Annotated in this window: 18 protein-coding genes; 3 read left to right on the plus strand and 15 right to left on the minus strand. The window is 66.1% G+C overall.

Annotated features, from left to right (window positions below):
• Nucleotides 1-93: 93 nt before the first annotated feature.
• From CEY05_RS30370 to CEY05_RS30415, 10 genes are read right to left on the minus strand one after another with little or no spacing between them, the layout of a single operon-like run.
• Nucleotides 94-2,382, minus strand: a complete 2,289-nt coding sequence (locus tag CEY05_RS30370; protein WP_088601258.1) for a methylmalonyl-CoA mutase family protein — start codon at nt 2,380-2,382, stop codon at nt 94-96.
• Between the two features lie 3 nt (nt 2,383-2,385).
• Complete coding sequence (locus CEY05_RS30375; RefSeq protein WP_158219463.1) at nt 2,386-3,252, minus strand: Pnap_2097 family protein; 867 nt, start codon at nt 3,250-3,252, stop codon at nt 2,386-2,388.
• Nucleotides 3,253-3,266: 14 nt separating this feature from the next.
• Nucleotides 3,267-4,544, minus strand: coding sequence for an MSMEG_0569 family flavin-dependent oxidoreductase (locus CEY05_RS30380; protein ID WP_088601279.1), 1,278 nt, complete (start codon nt 4,542-4,544; stop codon nt 3,267-3,269).
• Nucleotides 4,545-4,574: 30 nt separating this feature from the next.
• Complete coding sequence (locus CEY05_RS30385; RefSeq protein ID WP_088601260.1) at nt 4,575-4,910, minus strand: MSMEG_0570 family nitrogen starvation response protein; 336 nt, start codon at nt 4,908-4,910, stop codon at nt 4,575-4,577.
• Nucleotides 4,838-6,070, minus strand: coding sequence for an MSMEG_0565 family glycosyltransferase (locus tag CEY05_RS30390; RefSeq protein ID WP_088601261.1), 1,233 nt, complete (start codon nt 6,068-6,070; stop codon nt 4,838-4,840). Before CEY05_RS30390 ends, CEY05_RS30385 begins: the two co-directional genes overlap by 73 nt.
• Nucleotides 6,067-7,134, minus strand: coding sequence for a sll0787 family AIR synthase-like protein (locus CEY05_RS30395; protein WP_088601262.1), 1,068 nt, complete (start codon nt 7,132-7,134; stop codon nt 6,067-6,069). The genes CEY05_RS30390 and CEY05_RS30395 overlap by 4 nt, the downstream gene beginning before the upstream one ends.
• Before the next feature lies 1 nt (nt 7,135).
• Complete coding sequence (locus tag CEY05_RS30400; protein WP_088601263.1) at nt 7,136-7,675, minus strand: MSMEG_0567/Sll0786 family nitrogen starvation N-acetyltransferase; 540 nt, start codon at nt 7,673-7,675, stop codon at nt 7,136-7,138.
• A 12-nt stretch (nt 7,676-7,687) separates the two neighbouring features.
• Entirely contained in the window at nt 7,688-8,758 is a 1,071-nt protein-coding gene (locus CEY05_RS30405) for an MSMEG_0568 family radical SAM protein (RefSeq protein WP_088601264.1), read from the minus strand.
• On the minus strand, nt 8,721-9,776 hold the full coding sequence (locus CEY05_RS30410; protein WP_088601265.1) for a Nit6803 family nitrilase: 1,056 nt from the start codon (nt 9,774-9,776) through the stop codon (nt 8,721-8,723). The genes CEY05_RS30405 and CEY05_RS30410 overlap by 38 nt, the downstream gene beginning before the upstream one ends.
• A 12-nt stretch (nt 9,777-9,788) precedes the next feature.
• A complete protein-coding gene (locus CEY05_RS30415) occupies nt 9,789-10,271 on the minus strand; it encodes an MSMEG_0572/Sll0783 family nitrogen starvation response protein (protein WP_088601266.1) in 483 nt (160 codons plus the stop codon).
• A 407-nt stretch (nt 10,272-10,678) separates the two neighbouring features.
• On the opposite strand from CEY05_RS30415, the gene CEY05_RS30420 reads away from it, so the two are divergent.
• A complete protein-coding gene (locus tag CEY05_RS30420; protein ID WP_088601267.1) occupies nt 10,679-12,052 on the plus strand; it encodes a PLP-dependent aminotransferase family protein in 1,374 nt (457 codons plus the stop codon).
• A 63-nt stretch (nt 12,053-12,115) separates the two neighbouring features.
• Here CEY05_RS30420 and CEY05_RS30425 read toward each other — a convergent pair whose 3' ends face one another.
• Both CEY05_RS30425 and CEY05_RS30430 read right to left on the minus strand, forming a co-directional pair.
• Entirely contained in the window at nt 12,116-13,045 is a 930-nt protein-coding gene (locus tag CEY05_RS30425; protein ID WP_088601268.1) for an oxaloacetate decarboxylase, read from the minus strand.
• 8 nt (nt 13,046-13,053) lie between these two features.
• Nucleotides 13,054-14,049, minus strand: a complete 996-nt coding sequence (locus CEY05_RS30430; RefSeq protein WP_088601280.1) for a tripartite tricarboxylate transporter substrate binding protein — start codon at nt 14,047-14,049, stop codon at nt 13,054-13,056.
• Between the two features lie 157 nt (nt 14,050-14,206).
• On the opposite strand from CEY05_RS30430, the gene CEY05_RS30435 reads away from it, so the two are divergent.
• Nucleotides 14,207-15,121, plus strand: a complete 915-nt coding sequence (locus tag CEY05_RS30435) for a LysR family transcriptional regulator (RefSeq protein ID WP_233161788.1) — start codon at nt 14,207-14,209, stop codon at nt 15,119-15,121.
• A 160-nt stretch (nt 15,122-15,281) separates the two neighbouring features.
• Nucleotides 15,282-15,593 (plus strand): DUF2513 domain-containing protein, encoded by a 312-nt coding sequence (locus CEY05_RS30440; protein WP_088601270.1) that lies wholly within the window; start codon nt 15,282-15,284, stop codon nt 15,591-15,593.
• Nucleotides 15,594-15,661: 68 nt separating this feature from the next.
• Here the strand turns inward: CEY05_RS30440 and CEY05_RS30445 are convergent, their stop codons facing one another.
• From CEY05_RS30445 to CEY05_RS30455, 3 genes are all read right to left on the minus strand, one after another.
• The gene (locus tag CEY05_RS30445; protein WP_088601271.1) at nt 15,662-17,044 is read right to left on the minus strand and encodes a hypothetical protein; all 1,383 of its coding nucleotides are present in this window, start codon (nt 17,042-17,044) and stop codon (nt 15,662-15,664) included.
• 239 nt (nt 17,045-17,283) lie between these two features.
• Nucleotides 17,284-18,264, minus strand: coding sequence for a tripartite tricarboxylate transporter substrate binding protein (locus CEY05_RS30450; RefSeq protein ID WP_088601272.1), 981 nt, complete (start codon nt 18,262-18,264; stop codon nt 17,284-17,286).
• A gap of 253 nt (nt 18,265-18,517) precedes the next feature.
• A complete protein-coding gene (locus tag CEY05_RS30455) occupies nt 18,518-20,374 on the minus strand; it encodes a phosphoenolpyruvate carboxykinase (GTP) (RefSeq protein ID WP_088601273.1) in 1,857 nt (618 codons plus the stop codon).
• Nucleotides 20,375-20,548: the final 174 nt, after the last annotated feature.

Here is a 20,548-nt window from a genome sequence, read left to right on the forward strand (position 1 = left end):
CCCGCATTGCGGTGCCGGCTTGACCGTGCCGAAGACGCGCACCGTGAACCCTAGCGTCGAGACGTCTTGCGCAAGCTGAGCCAAATGGCCCAGTCATATCTGCGTATGACAATGGCGCGACAGCAGGGCAGCCAGGGCCAAGGCGATTTCCGGCATCGGGGTGCCCGGGCCGAAGATCGCCCTGACGCCTGCAAGCCGAAGCGATGCGTGATCAGCTTCGGGGATGACCCCGCCGGCCAGCAGAGGAAGCCGGTCCAGCCCGACCTCGCGCAGGCAAGTGGCCACCCGCGGCAGTAATTCACGATGGGCGCCCGCGAGGGTGGACACCCCTAGCGCAGCCACGCCCAGCTCTCGCGCAAGGCGGGCCGCCCCTTCCGGGGTTTCGAACAGTCCCCCCATATACACACGGAACCCGGCGTCGGTCAGCGCGCCGGCCACCGCCTTGATGCCACGGTCGTGCCCATCCTGGCCCAGCTTCACCAACAGGATGGAAGGCGCAGTGCCTTCAGCCTTCAGGCGTGCCACGGCTTGCCGTGCCCGCGACCAGTCCTCATCGCCGAATCCAACGCCGGCGTGGGCTCCGGCACCACCCTTTTGGGCATCTCCCGGTTCAGCACCATCCTGTTCGGCGCCACCCCTACCGCGGGCGGCCGCATAGACGCCCGCCACGAAGTCGCTGCGCGGCCGATGACGCGGCCAGACACGTTCGAGCGCCGCCGTGCACTCGCCCACCGTGGCATCGGCCGAGAGCGCCGTCATCACGGCTTCCAGAAGGTTGCCGGTGCCCGACCGGGCAATACGCGCCAGGTCGTCGAGTGTGCGTGCGACGGCCGCTGGGTCGCGGCGCGCGCGCAAGGACGCCAGGCGGGCCATCTGCTCCGCCCGCACCGCCGCGGCATCGATGGCGCGGGTGCCGGCGGCCCTGGCCGACGTGGGTGCGCCGCCACCATCGCGAAGACCGGCGGAACGCACCGTGCCTCGTAGCGCCACATGCGCGTCCCCGGGAAGATCCTTATGCAGGTTCACCCCCACTATGGGCCGCGCCCCGGTGTCGATTCGCGCCTGGCAGCGGCTGGCCATGATATGGATCCGGCGCGTCAGCCAACCTGAATCGAGCGCGGCCAGTACCCCACCCTCCTCGTCGATTTCCCGCATGATGCCGCGCACGGCCTCGCAGGTGTCCGCCGTGAGCGACTCCATCATGTACGATCCCGCCCACGGATCCACGACGTCGCGCAGACCCGTTTCCTGCTGCAGGATCAACTGCGTGTCACGGGCGATACGCGCAGCTTCGTCGCCAGGCAGTGCAAGCGCCTCGTCGAACGCGTTGGTGTGCAGCGATTGCGTTCCACCGAAAACCGCGGCCATGGCCTCGACCGTCGTGCGCGCGATGTTGTTCAGCGGCGTCTGCGCGGCCAGCGACCAGCCCGAGGTCTGGCAATGCATCCGCATGGCCAGACTTCGGCTTTGGCGCGCACCATGCGCGGCCACCATTTCCGCCCACAAGACGCGCGCGGCCCGCAGCTTGGCGATCTCGCCATAGAAGTCCATGCCGACGCCGAAGAAGAAACTCAGGGTGCGGCAGAAAGCATCGACGTCCAGCCCCCGCGCCACGAACGCGCGCAGGTATTCGCGCGCATTGGCCAAGGTCAGCGCCAGCTCCAACGTTCCGTCCGCGCCGGCTTCCTGGAAGTGATAGCCGGAAATGGACATGGCGTTGAAGCGCGGCATATGCCGGGCGACGTATTCCACCACGTCGGTAGCGATACGCATCGAAGGCGCCGGCGCGTATATATAGGTGTTGCGAACCTGGAATTCCTTCAGGATGTCGTTCTGTATCGTCCCCGACAGCTGCGCCGGGCATAGTCCCTGCGCTCGCGCCGCCAGGATGAAACAGCCCAGCACCGGCAGCACCGCGCCGTTCATGGTCATCGACACGGATACCTTGTCCAGCGCGATGCCGTCGAACAGGCGCCGCATATCGTCCACGCAATCGATCGCGACGCCGGCCAGTCCGACGTCCGCCTGCGCGGCGGGATGGTCGGAATCGTAGCCACGGTGCGTGGGCAGGTCGAACGCCACGGACAGGCCCTGGGCCCCGCCCGCCAGCAGGTCGCGGAAAAACGCATTGCTGGCCTGGGCGCCGGCAAAGCCGGCATACTGCCGCAGCGTCCACGGCTTGCCCGTGTACATCGACGCATAGGGACCGCGCAGATAAGGCGCCTCTCCGGGCAGGCTGTCCAGATGCGGCAGCCCGCGCAGGTCTTGCGCGGTATAGACGGCCTTGCGCGGATTGCCGCGCGGGGCGTGGGCCTGGATTTGGGGTGCGCCGTGGGGTCCGCCGTGGGGTCCGCCGTGGAGTTGGGCATCAGCGTCGTCCATGGCTCACTCCCTCCCCAGCCGAGCGCGCCGCTTGCGGGTTCGTACCTCCGCGATCGGGTGTCCATCCGTCACGCGATACAGGGCCATATGATGGACCAGGCCGCCATCCGCCGTGTTCTCCCAGTGCAGGCAGCGCACCATGACATCCTCGCCGATGTTGACGTTACCGAAGTAGTCCACCTCGCGCGCGATTGTCACCAGCAGTTTGGCGGGCCGGAAGAAGTGCCATTCGGCCCGGTCCACCCATGCCGGGAAGCTGGCGAAATACATGAAATTCGCGCCGTTGAAGTCGTTGCCGGGACAAGGCGAGCCCAGGTATTCCCCCTGCCCCGTGGGCACCGCGACCGCCGGCCGGTCGCGCAAGGCGGCGGCCTGCTGGCGACGCTCCCGCGTGTCGGCAACCAGCCGGGCGGCGGTGTCCGGCGACGGTGCGCCCGCCGCCGTGGGCAGGCTGGCCGCCGACTCGACGCTGGCGCGGCCGACGGAGCGATTGTCACGCAAGGACTGGCGAAAGACAAAGGCCGACAACATCCGCAGGCGGGCTGACGGCGTCGCCTCGCCCGCCCGGTAAAGCGCCTGCTGGCTGCAGAACTGCGCCCTTCCCGCCGGCGCCAGTTCCCCATGCAGCTGGAAGACGTCGTTTTCCGCGATACCGTCCAATTCACTGGCGACCAGGCGCACGGCGGTGAATGCCGCATAAGCCTTGTTGCCGGAGGCATCGCGGAAATCCGGACGCGACATGCCATGGGCCTGCGCCAAGCGCTCCCAATGCAGGTCGCCGCATTCCTTCCAGAGCCAGTTTTCCGACAGGCCCGCGTAGGCCAAATGCGGCATGCCCGCGCAATAAGACCGTAGACGTGGTGCTTCCATTGCCATTTTCCTCGTCACGCCGCCAGGGCCGCGGCCCCGGCCGCCGTCGCCGCCTGCTCCGCGATGACGTGGGCCAGATGCCCCGCGTCTCGCGCGATGCCGGAAAACCGTCCCGAACCCCAGGTATGCAGCCACGGCAGGCCCAGGAAATACAGCCCCTTCTGGCTCGTCACCCCGCGCCGGTGCACCGGTTGTCCGCGCCCATTGAAGACCGGCGCGTCGACCCAGGCGAAATCCGGCTGGAAGCCGATGCACCAGAGGATGCTGCCTATCCCCGCGGCGCTCAGGTCCAGGCTCGTGCGTTCCGCCTGGGGCGCCCACACCGGCTCGTACACCGCCGCGGGCGGCGCCGCGATGCCCTGCGCGGCGATGTGCTTGTCGATGGCCGCATTGATGCCGTTGTAGGTCCGGTCGGCGCTGTCCAGGTGCTCGGCCAGGTTGGGAGCGAAGTGCACGGACGTCCCGGTCACGTCGGTCAACTGGCCGTATAGCTGCATCCCTTCCAGCGCGAAGCGGCGCAGGTCGATGTCGCGGCCGCCTTCACGGCCGGTGACGTAGTGGTTGGTGTTGTCGCGCACGCCCTCGCGCAGGGGATGCTGGTCGACGGACATGTCGTAGTAGTTCATGTCGGCCAGCCAGTCGACCACATCGCGGCCGCGATAGAAACGTGCGCAGCGCGGTGCGTCGCCAGTTGCCAGGTAGACCTGGCGCCCGGCCAGATGCAGGTCCTCGGCGATCTGCGCGCCCGACTGCCCTGAACCGACCACCAGCACGCCACCCGGCGGCAATTGGCCCGGATTGCGATACTGGTTCGAATGCAGTTGGGCGACGGCAGCCGGCAGTCTTTCGGCGGCGCGGGGAATGATGGGAACCGTGTAGCCGCCGGAGGCGACCACCACCTGCCCCGCCCGGAAGTCCCCCGCGCTGGTGCGCACGTCATAGAAACCGTCATCCTGCTGCTTCACGTGCAGTACCGTAACGCCTTCCACGGCGGGCGCGTCGACCTTGCCGATGAAGCCATCCAGGTATTCGATGATCTCGGGGCGGGTCATGAAGCCGTGCGGGTCCGCGCCCTCGTAGGGATGTCCCGGCAGCGCGCACTGCCAGTTGGGCGTCACCAGGCTGAACGCATCCCAGCGCTGCGTGCGCCATGAGTGCGTCAAAGTGTGCTTCTCGATGACGATGTGCTCGACATCCAGGCCGGTCAGGTAATGGCTGAGCGACAGCCCCGCCTGGCCGCCGCCGACGATCGCGACGGGGTAGTAGGGAAGGAAATTCGGTGTAGGGGACATGGTGTTCACAGGGTTCGTCAAGACTGGCTGTCAATAGGCGTCGCCAAAGGCGAGGACGGTGACGGTTCCGGGACGCTGGCCGTCATCCTCGCCCTGGTCGGCGGAGCGACTGGCATCACCGTCGGCGTGGTCCGTGGCCAGTTGCTCCAGCGTCGCCAACTGGTCCATGGCGCGCGAGCAGGCGAAGCCGTATTTCTGCCTCACCCGCTCGCTGGCGATCTCCAGCGCCGTCCGCATCGAGTGCATGAAGACCTCGACGGGATAAGCGCCGCCGACCGCGACGTAATCGCGGATCACGAGTGAAGGTGAATAGCAGTCCGTTTCCTGGCCATCGGGCCAGCGGATGCGGAAGGACATGGCGGGCATGTGAGACTCCGATGAAGTTGGTAAAGCGTCAGGTGCCGGCGCGCGCTCGCTTCCCAGGAATAGCGCCGCAACAGCGGCTCGGGCGCCGGACGGAACGCCAGGGCCCGCAGCATGGCCGCTGCGATGGCGTCTGGATCCTCCGGGTCGGTGAACAGCACCTCGGATTCCGACAGGTGTTCCGTGAACGGCGGACGCCGCGACACCACGGCAGGCGTGCCGCAGGCCAGCGCTTCCAGCACCGCCAGGCCGAAGCCCTCGCGCAACGAGGGCATGACCAGCGCATCGGCCAGCCGGTACAGCGCCGGCAGCACGCCGTCAGGTAAGGGGCCCGTCAAGACAACGTCGCGCGATTGCACCGGCTGGCCGTCGATAAAGGCCGTGGCGGGCCCGTTCAAGCCATCCAAGGCTGCATGAAAACGTTGCGCGTAGGCATCGTGATCCAGCAGGCTGGCGCCTCCCGCGATGACCAGCCGTGCGTCCGCGTGCACCGTGCGCACCCGCGCATACGCCTGCAGGATCGCCAGGGTGTTCTTGCGTTCCTCCACGCCGCCCACTGCCAGGAACAGCGGACCGCCCGGCGCGATACCCAGGCTGGCCGCGATATCGGCATCTCGTACCGGCGACATCACCGGATGGAACACGCGGCGGTCAACGCCGTTGGCAATGCGTTGCGCCTCGATGCCATGGTTCGTTCGCAGATGATCGATCCACGTATCGCTGACGCAGCAGACCATCGTTGCTGCGCGGAACGCCCGCAACTGCCATGCGCTCAGTCGAGCGTCGTCGAAGTCGTCGAGGTGGTGTACGGTCCGCACGAAGCCAGGGATGACACCGTCGTCGACCAGGTCCGCCAGCGCATTGCCGCTGATACTGTCCTGTGCGTGCAGCACATCGTAGTTTTCAAGAGCGAGCACGCGGCGCAGGTACGTGACATAGGCGTCGATGCGCGCCCGCACCATGGGCACCATGCCGGGTTCGTGCGGCATGACGGGAGCAATGGCCGTGCGGCACCGCGTGGTACGGAAGAAGGCTGCCCCGTCGGCGGCGGGCGCCATCACGGTGACATCGTGGCCCAGCGCGGTCAGCGCGTCGCCCAACTCCAGCGCGTGCACCACGCCGCCACGCGGGTTGACCGAATGCGTGAGCAAGGCGATCTTCATGCGGCGCTCCCACAGACGGCGTTTTGTCTGGTTGCGTGTCCGGCCGTGGCTCGGGCTTCGGCCGTGGCTTCGGCTTCGGTGCCATCGGCGCCGGCCGTGCAGCCCATCAACGGCGCGGTCGCGAAGTCCCACAGCAGTGCCTGATCGCTGCCCGTGCGTAGCCAGGCCTCGGGCCCATCGGTCACGCGCCCGCACGCCGCCGCGGCGATGCCGCGATCCGCGAAGCGCGCCAGCACTTCCTCGGTCGAGTCCGGCGCCACGCTGAGCACGAAGCCATAGCTGGGAAAGGACACCAGCCAGCGCAGCAGGTTCACTCCCGGCGGACGCGGGATGCAGTCCACGTCGATCACCGCGCCTGCCCCTGAGCATTCGAGCAGCATCAAGGCCGTGCCGACGGCACCCGCCATGCTGATGTCCTTGCCGGCCAGGCACAGCCCCGCCTCGGCCAGCGCGGGCAGGATTTCCAGGTCGCCCCGCAGGCGCTCACCTGGCGCGGACGTCGAAGCGTTCCAATACGGGAAAGGTTCCTGATAAACCCCGCGCAGGTCCACGGCCATGACCAGGTCATCTCCCGGCCGGGCATCGAAACTGGTGATCAGGTGCCGCGCCCGTCCCAGGACCGACACGGCCAGTTGTCCCTTCTCGCTGCGGGTGTTGCTGTGGCCGCCCACAATGGGCACGCCGTACGCCGCCGATGCGGCCGCCATGCCGCGCAGCACCTCGTCCGCGGGTTCCATGCCACGGCTCCACAGTGCGTCCACCACCGCCAGCGGCCGCCCGCCCATCGCATAGATGTCGCTGACGTTGACCATGACCCCGCAGTAGCCCGCGAACCAGGGCATGCGCGCGATGAAATCCTCGACGAAGCCCTCGATCGCGAACAGCAGGTAGCCGTCGCCGTCGGCCAGCGCGGCGCAGTCGTCCCCCAGTCCGGTCGCCTGGCCCGCTGCGCGCCAGCCGGTGGACGAATGCTGGCCAAGCGCACCCATCACGGCGGCGATGTCCCGCTTATGGGCGAACCCCCGGCTCTCCAGCAGCGCGGCGACGATAGTTGCAGGAGTCATGTCATGATCTCCGCGCATGGGCCACGAAGCCTTCCGTCATGCGATGGAAAGGCGGGTAAGCGGCCAGGTCGGCACGCATCAGGTGATGAGGACGGTCGCGTAACGTCTCCTGGGCCAGCGACTCCCACCTCAGCTTGCGGAAGAGGGGAACGTTCTGGCTTTGCACATGGGCCAGGAAAGTGTCGCAGCCGATGGCATTGGCGCTGCTGACCGCCAGGCGGATCAAGGCCGCGCCCAGACTGCCGCTGCGACGGAAGCCCCGGTCCACCGCCAGGCGCGATCCCCACCAGCGGCCTTGCGGGTCGCGGTGGATGCGCACCGTGCCCGCGACCGTATCCGGCATGCCCGCGACGCACGCCAGCGCCACCAGCAAGAGGGCGTCGTCATCGATGGGATCACGATCGTCGCCCTCGAAGATTCCCTGTTCTTCGCAGAAGACCGCACGCCGCAGGCTGTGGGCCTGGCGGCGCTCCCAGTCCAGGGTGGCATGCTTGACACGAAACTCGACGGGGCGAAACAGGCAGGAAAGCTCGCTTTGCATCTCGGTGCCCGCTCACAGTTCGTACAGCGACAAGGAAGAACAGGCGCCGCACTTGCCGCAGCCCGCCTTGATGTCCGAGGACCGCATGGACGTTTCCGCCACACGCCGCCCCAGCGGTTCCAGGATCTTGCGCATGAATTCGGCGCCAGGTGCCGGATGGTCTTCCAGGGGCGTACCGCTGATGGGAACGAAGGGCACGACAAAGGGATAGACACCCAGCGCCAGCAGGCGGTCGCACATTGCCAGGATGGCCTCGGGCGTATCGCCCAGCCCGGCCAGGATGTACGTGCTGACCTGGCCTCGGCCGAAGATCGCGACCGCGGCTTCGAAAGCGCTGAGATAGCGTTCGACCGGCACGCTGGCCTTGCCCGGCATGATGCGCTGGCGTACCGCCGGCGTAACGGCTTCCAGATGCATGCCCAGGGTATCGATGCCCGCGTCGCGCATCCGCGCGAACCACGCGTCGTCGTCGGGCGGCTCGCACTGCCCCTGGATGGGGATGTTCACCGCGGCCTTGATCGCCGCGGCGCTCTCGCACAGGATGGCGGCGCCGCGGTCCGTGGCGTTGGGGGTGCCCGTGGTCAGAACCACGTGCTTCACGCCGTCCAGCAACACTGCCGCGCGCGCCACTTCGGCCAATTGAGCCGGCGTCTTGCGCGCGATGGTGCGCCCCGCCGCCAGCGACTGGCCAATGGCGCAGAACTGGCAGGCCTTGCGCCGGCTTTCGTAGCGGATGCAGGTTTGCAGGACGGTGGTGGCCAGCACGTCCGAACCATGCAGGGTCGCGATGTGCGAATAGGGTACGCCGTCGAGCGTCTGCATCGCATAGAAGCGCGGCGCCTTGGGAAAGGACAGCGTGGCGATGGGGATGGTGCCGCGCATCAGCGTGCTGCGGCCCTGCTCATCCGGCGCCTGCGCGACGAAAGGCGAATTCCACGCGCTGGAGGTATGTACCGGCACCATGAAGGCCCGTTCGCCCACCATCACGGCCTTGTGGTCCGAGGGGCCCGCGCCGCCGCGCCGGCTGGCGGCGCCGGCGTTCGGGTCAAGCAGCCGCAGGCCGGATGACTGCAATTCCGTCATCAATTGCCGGCTCGCCGGCGGCAGGAGTTCCTGCGTTTCCATGGTTCACCTCAGGTAGAAACGTAATGTCGGGGACGGCATCCCCGTGCATGGGAAAGGCAGGCCGGGCCGGCCTGCGGTCGATGGCCAGGCTCAGCAGCTCCGGCCGCGCGTAGTGGCCCACGCTGTCCATCATGCGTTTGCGCTTGATGATCAAGCCCAGGTCGAGATCCGCCACGAGCATGCCCTCGCCCTCGCGCAGCGGCGGCACCACGTGGTTGCCTTCCGGCGATACGATGGCCGTATTGCATCCCCCGCGCAGCGCCTTCTGCAACGCGGGATCGGGCGTGATGGACTCGATCTGCGCATCCGTCAGCCAGCCCGTGCTGTTGACCACGAAGCAACCGGACTCCAGCGCGTGATGGCGTATCGTCACCTCGATCTGGTCGGCGAAGATCGGACCGACCATGGAACCGGGGAACTGGCTGCAATGGATCTGCTCGTGCTGGGTCATCAAGGCGTAGCGGGCGAGCGGGTTGTAGTGTTCCCAGCAGGCCAGCGCGCCGATGCGGCCGGCTTGCGTGGACACCACCTCCAGCCCGCTGCCATCACCCTGCCCCCAGATCATGCGCTCATGAAAAGTGGGCGTGATCTTGCGGCGTCGCTGCACCAGCCGGCCGTCGCCATCGAATACCAGCTGGGTGTTGTAGAGCGAGCCGTGATCGCGCTCATTCACGCCCAGCACCACGACGATGCCGTGCTTGCGAGCCCGTTCGGATACAGCCTGCGTGACCGGCCCGGGCACGGCCACGGCTCGCTCATACAGCCGCATGTGATCGGCGCCGGATTGCACGGGCGGCTTGACGAACGAGAAGTACGGGTAATACGGCACGAACGTCTCTGGAAAGACAGCCAGTTGCGCTCCCTTGCCGGCGGCCTCATCGAGCGCGTCGAGCACCTTGTGCAAGGTGCCGTCGGCGCGCTCGAAGTCCGGCGCCAGCTGGATGGCGGCGGCGCGAATGACGCGATTCTCGGACATGCTCGTTGGCCCTCAAAGCGTCCAGGTATCCAGGATGAAAGCGTTGTCGCGCCGATGCAGCAGCACGAGGTCCAGCACATCCAGCGGATTGATCGGACGTATGCCTTCGATCAATGACGGCTCGCCGTGCCCGTACAGGGCCTGCAGCGCGAAGCGGCAGGCGTAGACCTTGCCGCCTTCCTCCATGAATTTCTCGATCTGCTTGTTGAAATTCTGGTGTCCCGGGAAGGCTTCGTCGCCCAGAGTGGGGAAGCCGCGCTTGACGCCCAGGGTCACGCCAGGGCCGTACAACAGCACCGAGGTATCGAAGCCCTTGCGCTTGAGCCGCGTGGCCTGCAGCAGATTGACGAAACCGATGGAGCCTTCGAAGGCCACGGTATGGAAGGTGACCAGCGCTTTCTCTCCCGGCTGGGCCTTGACGTCTTCGAATACCTTCTCTTCGTAATCGACCAGGAAATCGCCTTTCTCATGAGCGGGCTTGTTGACGGCGGGCATAGTGCATTCTCCGGAAGGATGAGGGACGGCGCGGTGTTGCGCACCCTTTCCCTCTTGCAACGTGCATGCCATCAGTTGCCGTGAAAAATGCAATCAACGTCCAATCAAACTGGCGTGGGCCAACCTCGCGGCGCCATCGCGCGCACCGTTTTCGTGTCTTTGCGCAGCGGGTTGTCGAGCTTGCGCCATGTCCCTCGCACCATAGCCGTGCAAAGCATGGCGCAGCGCGATCCTGGTTGGTGCATGGCGCGTGTTCATGGGCAGGCCGCGCACAAGCGAACCGCCGTGCACCGGGCTACGCAAGTGACGCGCGGTGTGCCAACATAGAAAAAAGGCCCGTAGGTAAGGCGTTATAGCCAAGGCCATATACGCAAGGCGCGACTTCTTCCGCATCGGGACTCCGGCACATGGTCTATTCCACACATCACTGGCTTGCCCGCTTCGAGCAAAGCGAAAGACCCGCTTATCTGTTGCTGGCGGAGTTGATCGAGCAGGACGTCGGCGCGGGCCGCCTGTCGTCGGGCGACCGCCTGCCGCCGTTGCGGCAACTGGCCGAGACGCTGAGCCTGGACTACACCACGGTGGCGCGCGGATACGCCGAGGCACGCAAACGCGGCCTGGTCGATTCGCACCCCGGCGCCGGCACCTACGTCAAAGGTGGCAATCCCTCGCTCGCATCGCGCGGCGGCATCAGTGCGGAAATGAGCATGAACCTGCCGCCCGAGCCCCGCTCACCCGCCCTGCTTTCGCGCATGCGCGAAAGCGCGGCGCGCATATTCACGGAGGACGACTTCTACGGACTGCTGCGCTACCAGGAATTCGGCGGCACCACGGCCGACCGCGATGCCGGTGCGCGCTGGCTGCGCCGCCAGTTGCCCGGCGTGCGCGGCGAGGACGTACTGGTCTGTCCCGGCATACACAGCGTGCTGCTGGCGCTGGTGGCCCAACTGGTGCCGGCGGGCGAACTCATGTGTGTCGAAGCGCTGACCTATCCGGGCATCAAGGCCATCGCCACGCAGTTGGGCATCAAGCTGTTTCCGCTGCACATGGACAAGGACGGCCTGAGCGCCGCGGCGTTCGAAGAGGCCTGCAAGGCTTTGCAGCCCAAGGCGCTGTATTGCAATCCGACGCTGCAGAATCCCACGGCGGCGACGCTGCCGGCGCGCCGGCGTGAAGAGATCGCCGATGTGGCGCAGCGCTACAACGTCGCCATCATCGAAGACGATCCCTACGCCATGCTGCCTTCGCAGATGCCCGAGCCCCTGAGCCTGCTGGCGCCCGAAATCAGCTACTACGTGACAGGGTTCTCCAAGTGCCTGGGCGCAGGCGTGCGCATCGCGTACGTGAAGGCGCCCGACGCCATGCGGCAGCGCCGGCTGGCGGCGACCTTGCGCGCCTTCACCGTGATGTCGTCGCCCGTGACCAACGCGCTGGCCACGCGCTGGGTCAATGACGGCACCGCCGAGGCCATGCTGGAAGCGGTGCGGGCGGAGTCGTCGGACCGCCAGGAACTGGCGCGCAAGCATCTGCAGGGCCTGCGCCTGCAGACCGACCCGGAAGGCTTTCACCTGTGGCTTGAATTACCTTCCGGCGTCGCGCCGCTGGCGTTTGCGCAACGCATGCGCGAACGGGGCGTCTGGGTCGTCGGCAGCGCGGCGTTCGCGACTGATGGCAATCCGCCGCAAGCGGTGCGCGTCTGCCTGGGCGGCGCCATGAGCTGGTCGGAATGCGCGGAAGGACTGCAGCTGCTGGCGCGCGAGCTGCGCAACGACGAAGACTAGGCTGCACCGGCTTCGGTCAGCCGGCCACCGCCCGTCAGGTCCTGGCCCAGGGGCGGCCCGCGATCAGACGTGGCCAACGTCCAATAGTACCGACTCGAACGCGTGCTGCGCCTCGGCTTCCATGAGCGTTGGCAGCAAGGCCGCGCCGCGCACGGCGGCGAGTGCGGGTGCAGACGCCGGCGGGCTCGCGGAAGCGCCGGCCGCCACTGTCCGCAAAGCCCGCAATGCGTCATCCATGCCTGCCGTGGCCGCGCCCGGCAGCAGGGTCGTCAGGCTGATGCGCCTGACCCCCAGCTCACGCAAGCGCGCCAGCGGCACGCGCCCCGCGGACGCTGCCGGCGCTAAGCCGGTGCCGGCACTGATCGTCACGGGAATCCGCAACGCGCGGACCAGGCCATCGATCTCCTCTTCCCCGCGCGGCGCCATGGGCAGGATCAGATCGGCGCCGGCTTCCTCATAGGCCAGCACCCGCGCCAGCACGTCGCCCACGGGCTCGACCGCGCACGCATCGGTGCGCACGATGACGAGGAAATTCCCGTCCCGGCGCGCGCGGCAGGCCGCGCGTATCTTGCCGCACATCTCCGCCACGCTGACCACTTCCTTGCCCGCGCCGGTGCCATGGCGGCGTGGCACGACCTGGTCTTCCAGATTGACGCCAGCCGCGCCGGCCTCTTCGAACAATTCGACCGTATGGAACACGCCGCGCGCATTGCCATAACCGGCATCGGCATCCGCGGTGATGGGGATACCCGCCACGCGTACCAGGCGGCGACAGTGCTCGACGCTCTCCGCCAGGCCCAACAGGCCGATGTCCGGCTGGCCCAGCAAGGCCATGGCCAGCATGGCCCCGCTGATGCAGGTGCTGCGATAGCCGGCACGCTCGACCAGCCGCAGGCTGAAGACATCGTGCACCGCCGGAGCGATGATGAAGGACTCTTCCTGCAACTGGCACCGCAATGTGGCGCGCTTGGCAGCGGCATCGGGAATCGACATCACGGCCGTCATTCCTTGGGCATGCTTTCGGCGAGACGGCGCAGCGTGGCTTCGCGGCTGTCGATCAGGCTGGTCCATTCGGCGCCGCCCAGGTAGTCCAGCACCGGCGCGTCATTACCCGCCTTGCGCAGGTATTCGGGATCGGCGAGCGTCGCCTTGATCGCCGCATCCAGCTTGGCGACGATAGCGGCCGGTACGCCTGCGGGAACCGCGAACCCGCGCTCGGCCGGCATCACGTCGTCGAAGCCCTGCTCGCGGGCAGTGGGCACATCGGGGAAGGAGTGTGAGCGTGCGTCGCTCATCTGCGCGATGACCTTCAAGGGCACGGCCTCCTTGCCGGGGTCGGGCATTTCGCCCGTGGTCACGGCGGCGAAATCGATGTAGCCGCCCAGCAGCGCCGTCTTCGACTGCGCCGTGCCGTTGTAGGGGATGTCATTGAGCTTCACGCCCGCCACGTTCTGCAGTTGCAGCAAGGCGAGATGGCCATTGGTGCCCACGCCGTTATGGCCGATCGACAGCGAACCAGGCTTCGCCTTGAGGGCGGCCACGACATCGCCCAGCGTGTTGTAGCGGCTGTCCTGCCGCGTGACCAGGATGGTGGGATCGGACAGCACGCGCGCGACCAGTTGCAGCTTGCGCGGGTCGTACTGCGTTTTCTTGTACAAGGGTACGAACGCCATGGCCGGAAGGTTGACCACGCCCAGCGTATAGCCGTCGGGGTTGGCGCGCGCCACCGACGTGTTGGAGATTTCGCTGGCGGCGCCAGGACGGTTGACGATGACGAAATTGGCCTTGCCGCCAAGATATTTCTGGATGAAGGGCATCATCGTGCGCGCCATGATGTCCGTTCCGCCGCCGGCCGCGAATCCCACGTAGACCTGGATGGGATGATCCTCGGGCCATTCGGCCAGGGCGGGCGCGGCACTCAGCGCCAGCAGCAGAGCCGCCGCGGCACGCAGGCGCCGGGGGGCCGGCATGGAAAGTCGAGACAGCGTGGTTCGCATGGTTTTCCCCTCATAGGAATGGATGCGCGGAATGGATGCGGGCGTGGCCCGGGCCAACCGCGCTGAGCCTTGATTGCCCGTGCCAGCACGATACGCAGCGTCGAGCCATTCAAAAAGCGACTTATTTTCACTGCCAGGCAGTCGCAAAACGAATACCATGGCAGCCATGACACTCAAGCAGCTCGAAGCGTTCTACTGGGCGGCCACGCTGGGGAGCTTTTCCCTGGCAGCCGCACGCCTGCACGTCACGCAGTCATCCCTGTCCAAGCGGATCGCCGAACTGGAGGACGATCTGGCCACTGCCCTGTTCGACCGTACGGGCCAGCGCGCCATCCCCACCGATGCCGGCCTGCGCCTGCTGGACCATGCGGCACACATGCTGGAGGTTGAAACCCGTATCCGCAGCGACCTCGGCGGCGGTCCCGTGCGCGGCTCCAGCCGCTTCGGCATCAGCGAGCTGATCGCCACGACCTGGTTTCCCAACTTCGTCGCACGCGTCCAACGCGAACATCCCCATCTTGCGATGGAGCCCCAGGTCGATCTCACGAACGGACTGCTGCGCAAGCTGGAGCGCGGCGAGCTGGATTTCGCCATCATCCCCGGCCCGGCCGCCTCGGCCGCGCTGGCCAGCGAGAAGATCGGCGAACTGGAGTACTGCTGGATGGCCGCGCCGCAGCGCCTGGCGAAAGGAACCATGTTGAGAGCGCAGCATTTCCAGGAGCATCCGGTGATCACCCTCAGCCCGGAGGCCGGCTTGGCACAGGCTTTCGAACGGTGGCTGGCCGCGCAACAGCTGCAAATACCGCGCGCCCTCACCTGCAACAGCCTGACGGCCCTGATCGCGCTGGTCACGGCGGGCCTGGGCATCAGCTTTTTCCCGCGCCGCTATGTGGAACCGTATGTGCGGGCCGGCAAGCTGGTGGAACTGGCGAGCGACCCGCCGCTGCCCCGTCTCACCTACTGCTTCCACTGGCGCGCCGCCGACACGCGGATGGCGGTGGCATCGCTGCGCCGGATCAGCCGCGAAACCGCCGACTTCACACTCACCGCGCCGCTCGTTCCCGCTCAGTAGCCGGGTAGCGCCATTTTGTCCCGCTGCGCCCGCTTGCGTCTCATGTCGGCAACAGGCATCTGGTATGGTTGCGGATAGCGCCGTGCTGTCGCGGTAGCGGTGCGCTTACCCCCGGTTTTCCGCCCCTGTTTTTTTGCCTTATCAGGCACGAGGTGTCCTCATGCAACGCGATTTCGATCTAGTAGTCACCATTCTCGGCGCGTTCCGCGACGCCGAAGCGTCGACGCTCACCGGCCAGGAAGTGACCAAGGCCGTGCAGGAACTGGCTGAAGGCGACCTGCCCGCCGCAATGGTCGAGCATCATCTGGAAATCCTGGCCGACGCCGGCCTGGCCAAGAAGCTGACCGAAGGCACCACCGGCCAGGACGCCGTCTGGCGCATCACCTGGAAGGGCTACGATGCCCTGGAACAGGACGACGAAGACGAAGAGGAAGAAGAGGAAGAAGACGACCTCGACTACGACGAAGAGTAAGTCGCGGCGGCCTGCCCCGCCCTCTGTCGCGTAGTACGAACCGGCCCTTCACGGGCCGGCTTTTTTTTTTATTTCTCGGCGGTGCAGTACTTCGGATTCTTGAGCGTGACCGCATTCTCGGCATGCCCGTCGTCCAGCAGTTGGATGTAGGGGCATCGCATGGACTTGCCGTTGATCTCGACGGACTCCATTTGCACCGCCTCCGAGTACTCGTGGGAGATTTCGCCGTTACGCGTATCGCGCAGGTAGACCTCCATATGCACCCGGTCCCAGGAATCGGGCGGTTCCGACTGGCAGGAAGAAGGATCGCGCGGCAGCAGCCGGTCACCGACGTTCCAGGTAACGTCTGGGTATTCGACGTGGCCATTGTGATAGGTCGGCATCACGTAGCAATAGCTGATCTTGCCCTTGCTACGCACAGGCTGGAAAAAGCTCTCGCCCTGCTCGACCTGGACCAGCTTCCCACCTTGCCACTTGGCGACAGTGACGAAGTGATCGCAGCAGCCATTGCGCTGGAAATCCCAAACCAGTTTGTTGGCGGCGTCGAAGTTGGGCGAGGTCATGTCTTCCATGGCAGCGGTGACGTCTTCCATCTTGCCCGTGCCGGGCTGGTACAGCCAGGCGCTGGTGGGAATGTTGGGACCGGCCGGCAGGAACTGGGCCAGCGTCAGGTCCGGCCAGCCATCGAAATTGATGTCCGCCGTCTCCGGCACGAAGATGCGGCAGGTGCCTTGCGAATCCGTCGGCAGTGTCTGCACCAGCTTGCCATCCTTGTACAGGCGGACCTGGGTCACATGCGGCACGTCGGTCGCGCAGTCGCCTGAGGGATCGGGCATGCGGTCCGCGGCGAGGCGGATTTCATAAGGAAAGGCGTGGCCGCCCGGCGCGGTATTCAAGGTCAGGGGCAGGCTGCGCTTGCCATCCGGGCTGGCCCAGGTACCCGTCCAGCCGGCGCCATCGGTACGCATGTCCCAGCGTCCTGTCACGGGCTTTTCCTTGCCGGCGGCGGTCTGGTCGTATTCCTGGATGGCCACGCCATTGGCCTGCCAGCTGCCATCGAGCCGCAGCTTCAATATCTTGTTGGAATCGCAAGGCTCATAGCAGTAGTTGCCGGACACGTGGTCGGCGACACGCTGCAGTTCAACGCGAATATTGCGGTTGGCGATCTTGCCCTGGTAGGACGCCGACCAGGCGGGGAACTCCACAGCGGGAGATTTGGGCATGGTCGTCGTCGCGGGCGGGACCGCAAGCGGCGCAGCGGCGGGAGCGGGAGCCGCGGCCGGAGCCACAGCCGGCGCATGGGCGTGAGCTGCCGTGCCTGGCGACTGCGCGTGCGCGACCGGACCCGCCAGCACGGCGGCGCCCAGCAGCATCAGCCTGGCACAACGGCTGGCGCGGCGTATCGAAGCAAAATCCCGCCAGGAACGGCGGCGCGAGATCGGGTTGCTCATGGTGACTCTTATCGTTGTGGTTGAGCATGGGGATATATCACGCCCACATTGCCGAGAGTTCGACAAATTGTCAGCGGTGCTACGGACGCCGCCGTGTTTCACGGCGACAGTCATCTCGCTGAATGCAAATGGGCGCCGAATCGGCGCCCATTATTGGCTCGCAGGAAGCGCGGTCCGTTGCGTGAAACGGCTGGGCCCAGGCAGGCGGCCCCAGCCCTTCCGACGCGCAGTTCGCCTGCTTACTTCTTCGCTTCAGGCTTCAGGATGTCATGCCACTTCTGCGTCTGGTCGGCGATGAAAACCTTGAAATCCGCCGGCTTGTTGCCGCCGGCATCCGCGCCTATGGTTTCCAGCACCTTCTTCATCTGCGGATCCTGCAGGATCTGCACGACGTCCTGGTACAGCGTCTTTTGCACATCGGCCGGCGTGCCGGCCGGTACCATCAAGCCGTACCAGGTGGAGAAGGTGTAGCCCGGCAGGCCCGCTTCGTCGATGGCCGGAATGCCGGGGAAGAAACTGCTGGGCTTCTCGCTGCTGACGCCCAGCGCGCGCACGGTACCGGCCTTGATCTGCGCGATGGCGGAACCACTGGTTTCCAGCGCCATCTGGATCTGGCCGGAGATCAAGTCGGCCATCATGGGCGCGCCGCCCTTGTAGGGCACGTGCGAGATGTCGATCTTGGCCATGGAACGGAACAGCTCGCCCGCCAGATGCTCGGTGCTGCCGATACCGGCCGAACCGAAGTTCAGCTTGCCCGGGTTCTGCTTGGCGTAGTCGATCAGCTCCGGCACGGTCTTCACCGGCAGCTTGTTGTTGACGATCAGCAGGTTGGGCGAGGACGCGACGATGGTGATCGGCGCGAAGTCCTTCTGGAAGTCGTAAGTGAGCTTGTCATAGGTCGACGGCGCGATGGTATGCGCGATGGTGGCCAGGAACAGCGTATAGCCGTCCGGCTGCGCACGCGCGACATAGGCCGCACCGATGGTGCCGCCGGCGCCGGCGCGATTGTCGACGATGACGGGCTGCTTCAGCTTTTCGCTGAGCATCTGAGCCAGGGGACGGCCCACCATGTCCGTGGTGCCGCCGGGCGGGAAAGGAATCACCAGGGTGATGGGCTTCTCGGGCCACGCGGCCTGGGCGCCGGTAGCGGCGGCACACAACACACCAGCGGCCAGCAGCTTCGCCAATGACGACGGTGCAGGCGATATGCCGAATTTCATTTTTTTGGCTCCTCGAGCGGGGTACGCGATCGTTGATCGTTGTTGGGACTTCCGATGGCTGTTCCGCCATTCAGGAAATCAAGTAATACGCGAACCTGCGGGCGGATTGTATACCGTGGTGTGCGGATGGCATATCGCCTGGGAGGGTGCGCCTCGCGTACAAACGCTGCTTGCGGCTGAAATCCGGCAACGAATGGCAAAAAAAAACGGGCCGCACATTGTGCGGCCCGTCTTGTCCTGCCTGATCGTCGGATTACGCCGACAGCCGTTCCTCGATCTTCTTCTTGGTACGCGGCAGCGCGGCCGGCAGGCCTTGCTTGAGCTGTTCGAACAGCTCCGCGTGCAATTCCAGTTCCTTCTGCCAGGCCTGCTTCTCCACCGAGCTGACCAGGTCGAACTGCGCGCGACTGAAGTCCAGGCCCTTCCAGTCCAGGTCTTCATAGCGCGGCGAGACGCCGAACACGTGTTCCTGGCCTTGCGCCTTGCCTTCGATACGGCCCAGCATCCACTTCAGCACGCGCATGTTCTCGCCGAAGCCCGGCCACACGAACTTGCCATCCGGACCCTTGCGGAACCAGTTGACGCAGTAGAAGCGCGGCAACGTGGCGCCCGTTTTCTCCAGCTTCTCGCCCAGCTCCAGCCAGTGTTGGAAGTAGTCGCTCATGTTGTAGCCGCAGAACGGCAGCATGGCGAAGGGGTCGCGGCGCACCACGCCTTGCTGGCCAGCGGCCGCGGCGGTGGTTTCCGAACCCATGGTGGCAGCCATGTAGACGCCCTCTTCCCAGTTGCGCGCCTCGGTCACCAGCGGTACGGTGGTGGAGCGGCGGCCGCCGAAGATGAAGGCATCGATGACCACGCCTTCCGGGTTTTCCCATTCGCCGTCGATGGACGGGCACTGCGAAGCCGGCGCGGTGAAGCGGGCGTTCGGATGCGCGGCCTTGCGGCCGGTTTCCTTGCCGATGGCCGGCGTCCAGTCCTGGCCTTGCCAGTCGATCAGGTGCGCGGGCGCCTGCTCGGTCATGCCTTCCCACCAGACGTCGCCATCGTCGGTCAGCGCAACGTTGGTGAAGATGCAGTTGGCGTTCAGGGTGGCCATGGCATTGGGGTTGGTCTTCTCCCCGGTGCCCGGTGCCACGCCGAAATAGCCGTATTCCGGATTGATCGCGTGCAGACGGCCATCCGCGCCGGGTTTGATCCAGGCGATGTCGTCACCGATGGTGGTGACCTTCCAGCCGTTCAGGCCTTCGGGCGGAATCAGCATGGCGAAATTGGTCTTGCCGCAGGCCGACGGGAACGCCGCCGCGACGTGATGCTTGCGTCCTTCCGGCGTGGTCACGCCCAGGATCAGCATGTGTTCCGCCATCCAGCCTTCGTCGCGGCCCATGGTCGAAGCGATGCGCAGCGCGAAGCACTTCTTGCCCAGCAGCGCGTTGCCGCCGTAGCCGGAACCGTAGCTCCAGATTTCGCGGGTGGCGGGGTAATGCACGATGTACTTGGTCGGGTTGCACGGCCACGGCACATCGGCTTCGCCGGCGCCCAGGGGCTTGCCCACGGTGTGCACGCAAGGCACGAACTCGCCGTCCGCGCCCAGCACGTCGTACACCTTCTTGCCCATGCGTGTCATGATGCGCATGCTGACCACGACGTAGGGGCTGTCGGTCAGTTCCACGCCGATGTGGGCGATGTTCGAACCCAGCGGGCCCATCGAGAACGGCACCACGTACAGCGTGCGGCCACGCATGCAGCCATCGAACAGGCCGTTGAGGGTCTTGCGCATTTCTGCGGGCGCGGCCCAGTTGTTGGTGGGGCCGGCCTCCTCGGCCTTGTCGGTGCAGATGAAGGTGCGGTCTTCGACACGCGCCACATCGCCCGGATCGGACAAGGCCAGATAGGAATTGGGACGCTTCTGTTCGTTCAGCTTGCGCAGCGTGCCGGCCTGAACCATCTGCGCACACAAGCGGTCGTTCTCTTCCTGGGAACCATCGCACCACACTACGCTGTCAGGTTTGGCGAGCGCCACGAACTCCGCCACCCAATCGACCAGGCGCCGGTTCTGCACATAAGTTGGCACATTCAGCGCGGCCTGGGGGCCATCGACGGGTCGGTTCATAGGTCTCATCTCCAGTTGATTTATAAAGTAGGCTTAAAACAGGGACAGGCTTGTGCCTGAATAGAAAAATCTGGACCCTGGCGGCTATCCGGTGCCGGCTCAACGTTTCGCCATGTGGCATGTGGGTTAGACGGCCATCATACCCGCGCCGCGCGCGGCGCCGTCAACCCGTCC

Origin of the sequence: Achromobacter sp. HZ34 (genome assembly GCF_002209485.1) — a bacterium.
Classification (GTDB): domain Bacteria; phylum Pseudomonadota; class Gammaproteobacteria; order Burkholderiales; family Burkholderiaceae_B; genus Bordetella_C.